This is a genomic window from Vibrio sp. 10N.239.312.C11, from assembly GCF_041466065.1.
In the GTDB taxonomy this organism is placed as follows: domain Bacteria; phylum Pseudomonadota; class Gammaproteobacteria; order Enterobacterales; family Vibrionaceae; genus Vibrio; species Vibrio tasmaniensis_A.
On record NZ_JBFSRZ010000089.1, the window covers coordinates 1 to 8,612 of the forward strand.

Annotated in this window: 13 protein-coding genes; 12 read left to right on the forward strand and 1 reads right to left on the reverse strand. The window is 41.5% G+C overall.

The annotated features are described in order from the left end of the window. Positions 1–38: 38 nt before the first annotated feature. Entirely contained in the window at positions 39–398 is a 360-nt protein-coding gene (locus AB6D07_RS21975) for a DUF3693 domain-containing protein (protein ID WP_372092272.1), read from the reverse strand. Positions 399–611: 213 nt separating this feature from the next. On the opposite strand from AB6D07_RS21975, the gene AB6D07_RS21980 reads away from it, so the two are divergent. From AB6D07_RS21980 to AB6D07_RS22035, 12 genes are all read left to right on the forward strand, one after another. Continuing rightward, positions 612–815, forward strand: coding sequence for a hypothetical protein (locus AB6D07_RS21980; protein ID WP_017103176.1), 204 nt, complete (start codon positions 612–614; stop codon positions 813–815). A gap of 2 nt (positions 816–817) precedes the next feature. After that, positions 818–1,129, forward strand: coding sequence for a hypothetical protein (locus AB6D07_RS21985; RefSeq protein ID WP_017103177.1), 312 nt, complete (start codon positions 818–820; stop codon positions 1,127–1,129). Between the two features lie 2 nt (positions 1,130–1,131). Beyond that, positions 1,132–1,332 (forward strand): hypothetical protein, encoded by a 201-nt coding sequence (locus tag AB6D07_RS21990; RefSeq protein WP_017103178.1) that lies wholly within the window; start codon positions 1,132–1,134, stop codon positions 1,330–1,332. Beyond that, positions 1,322–2,434, forward strand: a complete 1,113-nt coding sequence (locus tag AB6D07_RS21995; RefSeq protein WP_372092275.1) for a replication initiation factor domain-containing protein — start codon at positions 1,322–1,324, stop codon at positions 2,432–2,434. Before AB6D07_RS21990 ends, AB6D07_RS21995 begins: the two co-directional genes overlap by 11 nt. Continuing rightward, the gene (locus tag AB6D07_RS22000; protein WP_017103180.1) at positions 2,422–2,769 is read left to right on the forward strand and encodes a DUF1293 family protein; all 348 of its coding nucleotides are present in this window, start codon (positions 2,422–2,424) and stop codon (positions 2,767–2,769) included. Before AB6D07_RS21995 ends, AB6D07_RS22000 begins: the two co-directional genes overlap by 13 nt. Positions 2,770–2,772: 3 nt before the next feature. Beyond that, a complete protein-coding gene (locus AB6D07_RS22005; protein WP_081324601.1) occupies positions 2,773–2,997 on the forward strand; it encodes a hypothetical protein in 225 nt (74 codons plus the stop codon). A 42-nt stretch (positions 2,998–3,039) separates the two neighbouring features. After that, positions 3,040–3,237, forward strand: coding sequence for a hypothetical protein (locus AB6D07_RS22010; protein WP_029222958.1), 198 nt, complete (start codon positions 3,040–3,042; stop codon positions 3,235–3,237). Between the two features lie 128 nt (positions 3,238–3,365). Then, entirely contained in the window at positions 3,366–5,141 is a 1,776-nt protein-coding gene (locus tag AB6D07_RS22015; RefSeq protein ID WP_017103182.1) for a hypothetical protein, read from the forward strand. After that, a complete protein-coding gene (locus AB6D07_RS22020; protein WP_017103183.1) occupies positions 5,141–5,482 on the forward strand; it encodes a DUF2523 family protein in 342 nt (113 codons plus the stop codon). The genes AB6D07_RS22015 and AB6D07_RS22020 overlap by 1 nt, the downstream gene beginning before the upstream one ends. Before the next feature lie 3 nt (positions 5,483–5,485). Further along, positions 5,486–6,853 carry a zonular occludens toxin domain-containing protein gene (locus AB6D07_RS22025; RefSeq protein WP_017103184.1) on the forward strand — a complete coding sequence of 456 codons (1,368 nt, stop codon included), beginning with the start codon at positions 5,486–5,488 and terminating at the stop codon, positions 6,851–6,853. Positions 6,854–6,886: 33 nt separating this feature from the next. Beyond that, entirely contained in the window at positions 6,887–7,060 is a 174-nt protein-coding gene (locus AB6D07_RS22030) for a hypothetical protein (protein ID WP_017103185.1), read from the forward strand. 383 nt (positions 7,061–7,443) lie between these two features. Then, the gene (locus AB6D07_RS22035; protein ID WP_017103186.1) at positions 7,444–8,556 is read left to right on the forward strand and encodes an ATP/GTP-binding protein; all 1,113 of its coding nucleotides are present in this window, start codon (positions 7,444–7,446) and stop codon (positions 8,554–8,556) included. Positions 8,557–8,612: the final 56 nt, after the last annotated feature.

Sequence of the window (8,612 nt, forward strand, 5' to 3'; positions counted from 1 at the left end):
CAAAGGTGACATTTCTATTTGGGAGAAAAGAGGACATTTTAAAATGGGATTGACAGAATCGTGGGATCAACTGGGGTGGTCGCCATCAACGCGAATCCCGCGCAAGTCATTGAAATCGCTTTTAATCCTAGCCCGTTGCACTTTTTTGCTATGTGTTCCCATAGCTGTTTAATCTCTGGATTTTCGTTGCGGTCAACGTGACAACCTAACAAAGCCATCTCAGGGTCAATACCTGCGCTTTCTGCTAGAAAAACTGCTTCAGAATCAGATATATAACGAGTTCCTTTTCGCATTTCACCAATCCGTTGTCTCGGCAGATTCAAATCATGTGCAATCTGCTTATCTTGTACGTAGTTTTGCGCCTTTTTGTAGGCATCTAACAGTTCATTTTGATACATAAGACATTCTCCCTTTAGCTACATTCTAGCTGATTAGGCATGATTTTCCGTGCTTAACAGGCACAACTTTTCGTGCCTATAATCTTCCTCAACGAATCAAGTTTACTTGTTCCAGTATTTTGACTGTCTAGGTTTGGGCTGTTTGCCCTTGACGCTTATAGCTCGGCTTAGACCGTCAATCCCAATTCTCAATAATCAGTCAAGGTGGTTGTTATGGTTAATGTTCTATTAGTTTCTGGGTGTCTACCTCGTTACTTTGCAGGTTTTGGCACTTCAGCTCATGGTAAGCCTTTTGTGATTACCACAGCTCAACATTTTCACAGTAAATTCCTTTCTGAATCAGATGCTCACAGCATTGTTGAACGTTTACAAAACTCATGGCCTTTGGCTCAAGTTTCTTACGTTGTCGGTCTTTAATCATGAAACCTGTCCTTTCATTTTTGCTTAAATGCAAAGTCGAGCTTTATATCTTCTGCGTTGCTTTTCTTTATTTTACTTTCCTATTTGATGTCTCTGTTGATTTTGCAAAGTCAAAATTTTGTAGTTTCGAGGTTTCAAATAAAACTTATTCGGAGATTGTTGCCGGTTCTCTTGAGGTTGAGGAAATCAAAGTACTGGCAGCTGCTTTGATGTCAGATGATGGTCAGATTGATATTTGTGAAGCTTCAGAACTGCAACGAGCTTATGACGAATTAACTTCACCTAAAGCTAAATTGTTGGAGGTGCTTTAATCATGGATTCAATCTACTTCGACAACGAACCCAATCACGGCATCAACGCCTATTTCCCGTGGGGTCATAACTTCTTCAAGACTCCGCGTGATTTCTTCCAGTTCATGGAAGCTCACTACGGCATGGTGTCATTTCAGATTGTCGAAATCACGGATGATAACTACCAAGAGCTTTTGGTTAAGGGTGTGTTCCATGCCATCTAAAAAACCACATAAGTTCCATGACGAGATTCGTCCGGTACAAGTTGATCACCTAGCCTTTTCGTTTTCGTACGGCTCACTTAGACACTTGGACAACTCGAACGAACAAGACTTTATCAATATGCAGTTTCCTGAGTTTAAAAAGCGAAGCGTTAATGGTCGCCTTAACTCACCAGAAGCCATTGATAAGTCAATTGAGTCACACCGTAACAAATGCCGTAAGGTTTTAGCCGATAGGTTTGATGAGTTCATGTCTAAAGTCTTTAACTTCCGCATATCTCCTATGCGTGGCCGTGGCTTACATGGCTATGAAGATTCAATGGTGATTTACGATTCAACGGGAACGGTTGAGTGTGGTTTGGTTGGTGTTGGCGGTAACAACGATACGGTTTACGTGCAAATCAATGGTACTGGTTGCGCTAAGTTGTTCGACTTCACCACACACAAGAAGGTGCACTGGTGGTTATCACTTTTGGGTATCACTCGCCTCGCCCGTTTAGACCTTTGCGTGGATGACTACACCGGAATCTTTGACTGTAAGTATGCTGAGAAATGTTTTTATGAGGGAGCATTTCGCACTGCTTCTCGTGGACATGGTCCGACAATGGTTCCTCATAAGCGCGTTTCACAATCCGGTGAATTATCAGAGGAAGCCGTTCTTGTTGGCTCTCGTACCTCTGCAATCTACTGGCGTGTGTACAACAAGAAGTTCGAGCAAAACATCGCTGACCCTGAAGTGATTTGGTACCGCAACGAAGTGGAACTGAAGAAGTGCGATTTATCACTACTCGCCTCGCCTGCTTCGGCCTTTGCTGGTCTCTGTGATTTCTCGGCCAGTATCGACCCTGCTGAACCAATGAAGCTTGAACTCAACAAGAAAAAAGCAGGTCTTGAGTTCTTCGCTCGTATCGCTTGGGTTCGTCGTCAATGTGGTAAAGCTCTATCTGAAGTTGTTGCTATGACTGAAGGTGATTTGGGTGAAGCCTTTGGAATGCTCATTCCTACGCATCATAGACGTGCAAACTTTGAAACCTCGTTGGGCATTCCTGACGAATACACTAAACAGAAAATCGAAATTTTGGAGTCAAGAATATGCCTACAATAACTGGTATTGCTATCAAGCGTTTCCCTAAATCAAACATGGAGTTCGCTGAGCTGTCTGTTCTACGTGCTGTAGAAGAAGTCGACAACGAGAAGTTTCAGCAAACGGGTATCGGTTTCTCTACTGATATTCCTTACAACAAACAAGCATTGAAAATCGATGTTGAGTATGCGCGTCAGCTTATCCAATCACGCGCATTTGTTGCTAACCGTGAATACGAACTCAGCTTTGGTGCTAACCCAAATGACCCACTAGATATCTTGGTCAACAAGCTTGTTCCTGTCGATGAAGAAATCAAAAAGCACTTTGATAACTTCATGAAAGTTAACAAGGCTTAATCAATGAACTGCATCACGACAACTCAGCAAGGTTATCTAAGAACGTCAACCGACTTTGACTGCAAGCTCGTCATGCTTACTGACACTGAATACAACAATTTAGTGTCAACACCACAATCCCTCAATATCGATACGGAGCTCTACACCACCGTTTCGGGATGGATTTTACTTTCATTCGTTTCAGGTCATGTACTTGGACGAATACTCAAAACACTCGGCAAAGGCTGAGTACATTTTTTAAAACAATCTATAGGTAATACTATGAAAAACATGAAAACTCGTTTAATCGCTCTATCTACTGTTGTTCTTTCTGGTGCTTCAATGGCCGACGCTACACCCGTTCAAACCGCTATCAATGGCGCGGTCACTTCTGGTCAAGCTAACTACGGTCTGGTTGTGGTTGGTTTGATTGGCCTTGGTGCGCTTGGCTTTGGCCTTAAAGCTATCATGGGAGCTATGCGCGGCTAATGGCTGTACTCGTTTCTGAAGTCGTAACCATCCTCTTGGGTGTGTCTATGGCCTCATCCTTTATATACGGTGTATATACGGGTATTAATGCCTCCTAACGGGGGCTTTTTTATATCTAGGTTTTGATTATGAAAACAGCCATTAACGCACTTCTACGCATTCTCTTTTTTATGACCTCTTGCTTGATTTTCGTAACAAAATCCTATGCTTTGGATTGTCCTGCAGGCTCTGTCGATAGTGGCGGTGTTTGTGTTAGTGCTTGCGAAGTTTTAAAGGGTTCTAACCGTACGGTTAGTTGGGATGCCTATATCTACGGTGAGCAACCAACAGGGTATTGTTACGGTGCTCTTGGTGCTCCTATTTATTGCGGCATGGAAAAAGCAGTTATCGCTATTTCTACTGATTCACCTGATTTTCAGTTTTGGCAAACTAAGTTTAGATTTACGGGTAAAGAATGTACTCGCCGTAATCATTTTACTGGCGGTACGCCTAAGCTTTATCCGTGGGAGGGTGACCATAATATGAATGGCATTCTTGACGTTGATGAAGATTGGGACGGTGATGGAATCCCCAATGGCGTAGATAAAAACCCAAACAAGTCTGATAACACTCTAGAAGATAAAAACAACAACAATGTCCCTGATAAATTAGAGCCTTACCTCGATACGTTAGAGAGTACAGAGGTAATCAAATATGACCTTCGATGCCCTTCCGGTGCTCCTGACCACACGTGTACTCCAATGTTAAATCTTGCTAAAGCTTCTGAAAAAGTTTCGGTTACAAACAGGGAGCTAACCAAAGTAGTCAAAGATTTGGTTTCAAAAAGCGCATCAAAATCTGATGTTGAGAACGTTAACTACAGCATTAGAAGTGCGTTATCTCAAATGGTTGATAAGGTGACCAAAACTGAGGCCAGTCTAGTTGATAAAGCTAAACGCTCTGATGACCTGTTGACTGACCTTGTAGACAATAAAATCATTGGTGCTATCGATGGTATTCCGGCCTCTATAGCAGCGAAACAACAGCTAGAAACCAACAAGATTATTAAGGCTATCGACTCCATCGATACCGGATTAACTCAAAGACAAGATCTCTTTTTAGCCAAAGCAGCTTCCGCACAAATGAACACTGAACTCATTCAAGATTTGACCTTAAAAGTGGAAGATGTTGATTACAACCTCGCAGATGCAAAAAAGGAAGTAATCGACCAAGTAAAAAGCTCTCAAAGGAAAACAACACAAGCAACTGGTCGCGAGTTCATGCGTTTGAATCGAGCTCTTAGCACGCTTGATGATTCCATCTCTCAAGACTTTGTTGCGTTGCGTAGTTTCCTAAGTGACAAAATGGACAATCAAGATAAACGCAATGAAACCAACATAGACAATGCTGTTTCTAAGTTGAAAACGAGCATAGAAGATTCGACAACGGGGCTATCTTCCAAAATAGAACAATCCGGCTCTGAGCTATCAGGGAAAATTGATGGGCTTTCAGACAAAATAGACGGTATGGGCGGCCTCGATGATGCAACCAAAGACGCGATAAAAGGCATTCGAGATTTACTAGGGGCTGATAGTGCTTTCTCGGCTCCTGTGGTTACTGACGATTTTATGGGTGGGTTTATTTTTGATGCGGATTCATTCAAAGATATCACCGCAGAAATCGAGGTTCTAAAGGAGAATTACAAGACCGAAACGGAGCAATTTAAAACCTTATTCTCTATCGACACCAAAGCATTCAAAGACGGGAAATATATCGAGCATCAATTAGACCTTACTGTTGCTGGTCACAAACAGTCATTCAAAACTGGCGTTCTCTCTGCCCTTTTAGACAACGCCGAAATCATAAAAGCTATCGTTCTTTTCATCTTCGTTCTTATCGGTATCAAAATGATGGGGTCTAATTAATGGATACTATATTTGCTTTCTTTGATTGGGTTTCAACTCAATTTCAAGTCGTTGTCGATTTCATCAAATCGCTGCCTTATATCTTTTCGAATATCTTCTCTTACATTCAGTTGTTTTATTTGAAAATGAAAATAGCCGGACAAATAGAATTTATAAAGATGTCTTACGTCACTGCACAGATGTTATTGCAGGAGATAGGTTTTAACGATTTGTTAGCCGCAACGTTTAACGCTATGCCGTCTGAGATTCGCTTTTATGCCTTTAAGTTTGGCATTCCTCAAGGGCTTTCCATTGTGGCGAACTTCTTCACGACGGGCTTTGTAATGAGAATGACGAGGTAACGCATGGCTATCACAATAAGAACCGGAGCAAACGGCTCATACAAGTCCGCATACACGGCCTACTTCTCAATCTATCGAGCTCTCAAGGCGGGTAAGGTTGTCGTGACGAATATAGAGGGCATGCAACCATTAAATGTCATACAAGAGCGTTTTGGTGTTGAGTTCCCTACTACATCAAAACTGTTTCGTATCTCGTCTAGGGACTCGGCAGGTGTTCATCTATGGACGCACTTTTTCTGTTGGTGCCCTATTGGTGCTTTGATTGTTATCGATGAGTGTCAGGATATCTATTCCAAGAACATTGGTTTTGATATGAAGAAAGTGACCTACAAACCTGTCGAGGACTTCATCACCAAGAACGACGGCCAAGACGGTCTATTACCCGAGTCTTACCTATCCTTTTTTTATTCTCGCTATACGCCTGCTGATATGGAACAGCTAAACGAATCGGAAACTGACGACCGCGGAGTCGCTGAATACGATGACCAGGGGCGCATTATCTATCCTCATACTTTCAATGAGGGATTCATGCGTCATAGGAAATATAACTGGGATATTGAATTGCTTTCGCCTGATTGGAAACAGATTGATACGGGCATCAAAGCATGTGGTGAGCAGAACTTTTATCACAAGGGACGTGACCAATTTTTTTGGACTAAACGCAAACCATTAATATGGAAGCACGACAAATCGGTATCGACTCCAGTTATTCCAAAATCCAAAGACGTTAACACCACCACGCAAAAAATACCGTTGGATGCTTTTCTACTTTATAAGTCAACGGGAACAGGCATAGCCAAGCAAGCCGGAGCTATGAATACGCTTTATCGCAGTCCTAAAGTGATTGCAGTGTTTTTACTTTTTATTAGTTGTTTGGGGTACATGGCCAATGAAATATCCAATCGCGTTTTTGATTCTACTGAGGAAGTTCAGGAAGCGGAAACGCCACAATATCAAGATTCCCCTACTGGGAAAGACAGCTCAAAAGCTCAAGAAAGCGGTCAAGGTGCTAGCGGTGTATCTGATGGTGGGAATAGCAATCAAGCTGATAACAATGATGATGTTTCGAGTATTTCTATAGCGGATATCTTACCGTTTGACGGTATCCAAAAGGCATTTGTAACGGGTGTTAATTTCGCTATCAAGCCAAAGAAAATTGAACGTCATGTCAGTATTGAGATAGTCGCATCCGATGGGGTTTATAGCCTTAATCAGAATTATCTAAGGGCTTACGATGTGACCTACGATGTTATTGACGATTGCCTACTGAAACTCAACAGAGGCCAGTTAACCAAATTGATAACGTGCAAGCCTCATGAGGCTCTGTCAGACGAGCCAGAATTAAAACGAGCTGATGTGAATTTGTTTTAAGGGCAACAACTAAATTTTGTATAGGGGTATTAAATGGAAAGTGTCACGTTAACGGCTGACCAAATCGCAATGATTGCTCAGGCTTTTGCTATCTATGGGTTTATCGGTGTTCTAGGCGCACTGTTTTTTTATGACTTGGTTTGCGCTGTTGTCGGTCGGGTTCTTAGGCGCTTTGGGTCAACGAACGGAAAAGCCCCGCAGGGATAAGCGAACATGATCATGTTAAGGGGTCGATTCAGCTTGATGAGCGATAATCAGCGAAGCGCAGCTGGCGTTCGAGAGACAAACGAAAACCCTTCATCTTGCTAGGCGCTCTTAAAACTTGGACAGGCTTTGTTGAGTGTTAATTGGTGGTTATAGTTTTACTGGTGCTCTAATCGCGTCACTAAATGATGGGTTCCCCTGATGACAAGCAAGGAGGACGAAGACTGAGGACGACGAGCGCGGAAGATGGGGACAACCCCCGTGTTGTATCACGGGGGTAAATTCGACCTATCTATCAGCGTCTGCTTAACCTACTGCCGTAATTTTTTTACGGCACTATCAAAGCATGCTATAGTTTCGTAAACACTTAATACTGGTTCATCAATATGCTTAAAAAATTAGCGGTCAAAAACTTTAGAAACTTTAGTGATTGGTTTGAACTCGACCTCAAGACAGATAGAGCTTTTGAATTCAACACTCATGTTGTTGTAGATAATACTATTAAGCATTCCATGATTTATGGGAAAAACGGGCAAGGGAAATCTAATGTGGGCTTAGCTCTTTTAGATATAACTTGCCATCTCACCGATCCCACGATAATGGATTCACTTCGTTCAAATTATATAAGCGCTCTTACTTCACTCCCTCTAGCTGAATTCGTATATGAATTTTCTATTGATGGCGTTGATGTCGTATATAAATACGGCAAAGAGGCCTGTGATGCTGCTATCTATGAAGAGCTCTTTATTGATGGTAGGAAGGTTATAGATATTGATAGAAGGAAATCTAATATTGCTAAGTATGACTTTGATGGTGATGATAGTTTAAAAGATGATTTTACAGAGCGCAAAGTCTCAGCTGTTAGATATGTTAATTCGAATGCCTTGCTAGATAAAAGTACTATTAATGATACTTTTTTCAAGTTCATGGAGTTTGTTGAAGGAATGATATTCTTCAGAACTCTAAGTAGGATGAAGGATTATCACGGGCAACCTGTTGATTCAAAACGCATATCTCAGACTATTATTGAACAAGATAAGTTAGAAGATTTTGAGAAGTTTTTAAATGAGTCAGGTGTAGAGTGTAAGCTCCAAAAGTCAGGCCCACCGGGGCAAGAATTTATTGAATTCGTCTTCGATGGAAGAAATATTCAATTTTCACTGGTTGCATCCACAGGTACATTGTCACTTGGTATATTCTATTTTTGGTATCTAAAGCTTCTTTCCGGAAAGATTTTTTTTGCATACATTGATGAGTTTGATGCTTATTACCACTTCTCTTTGTCCAAAAGAGTCGTAGATTTGATTTCAAAACTAGACTGTCAATCTATAATTACCACACATAACATCAGCTTGATGTCTAACAACGTGCTTAGACCCGACTGCTACTTTGAATTGAAGAATCAACAACTAGTTCCACTACATAAGCTAAGTAATCGTGAGATCAGAAAGGGTCACAACTTAGAAAAAATGTATCGTTCAGGTGCTTTTGATGAGTAGTACGGCTTTGTTGCGTAATTAAATTTAAAGATAGAACAACCCCGTTTCGCGTATTT

Bases quoted from the DNA above. Each gene is read 5' to 3' on its own strand.
- AB6D07_RS21980 (WP_017103176.1), top strand. From the start codon at position 612: ATGGTTAATGTTCTATTAGTTTCTGGGTGTCTACCTCGTTACTTTGCA.
- AB6D07_RS22025 (WP_017103184.1), top strand. From the start codon at position 5,486: ATGGCTATCACAATAAGAACCGGAGCAAACGGCTCATACAAGTCCGCA.
- AB6D07_RS22000 (WP_017103180.1), top strand. From the start codon at position 2,422: ATGCCTACAATAACTGGTATTGCTATCAAGCGTTTCCCTAAATCAAAC.
- AB6D07_RS22010 (WP_029222958.1), top strand. From the start codon at position 3,040: ATGAAAACTCGTTTAATCGCTCTATCTACTGTTGTTCTTTCTGGTGCT.
- AB6D07_RS22035 (WP_017103186.1), top strand. From the start codon at position 7,444: ATGCTTAAAAAATTAGCGGTCAAAAACTTTAGAAACTTTAGTGATTGG.
- AB6D07_RS21995 (WP_372092275.1), top strand. From the start codon at position 1,322: ATGCCATCTAAAAAACCACATAAGTTCCATGACGAGATTCGTCCGGTA.
- AB6D07_RS22005 (WP_081324601.1), top strand. From the start codon at position 2,773: ATGAACTGCATCACGACAACTCAGCAAGGTTATCTAAGAACGTCAACC.
- AB6D07_RS21990 (WP_017103178.1), top strand. From the start codon at position 1,132: ATGGATTCAATCTACTTCGACAACGAACCCAATCACGGCATCAACGCC.
- AB6D07_RS22015 (WP_017103182.1), top strand. From the start codon at position 3,366: ATGAAAACAGCCATTAACGCACTTCTACGCATTCTCTTTTTTATGACC.
- AB6D07_RS21985 (WP_017103177.1), top strand. From the start codon at position 818: ATGAAACCTGTCCTTTCATTTTTGCTTAAATGCAAAGTCGAGCTTTAT.
- AB6D07_RS21975 (WP_372092272.1), bottom strand. From the start codon at position 398: ATGTATCAAAATGAACTGTTAGATGCCTACAAAAAGGCGCAAAACTAC.
- AB6D07_RS22020 (WP_017103183.1), top strand. From the start codon at position 5,141: ATGGATACTATATTTGCTTTCTTTGATTGGGTTTCAACTCAATTTCAA.
- AB6D07_RS22030 (WP_017103185.1), top strand. From the start codon at position 6,887: ATGGAAAGTGTCACGTTAACGGCTGACCAAATCGCAATGATTGCTCAG.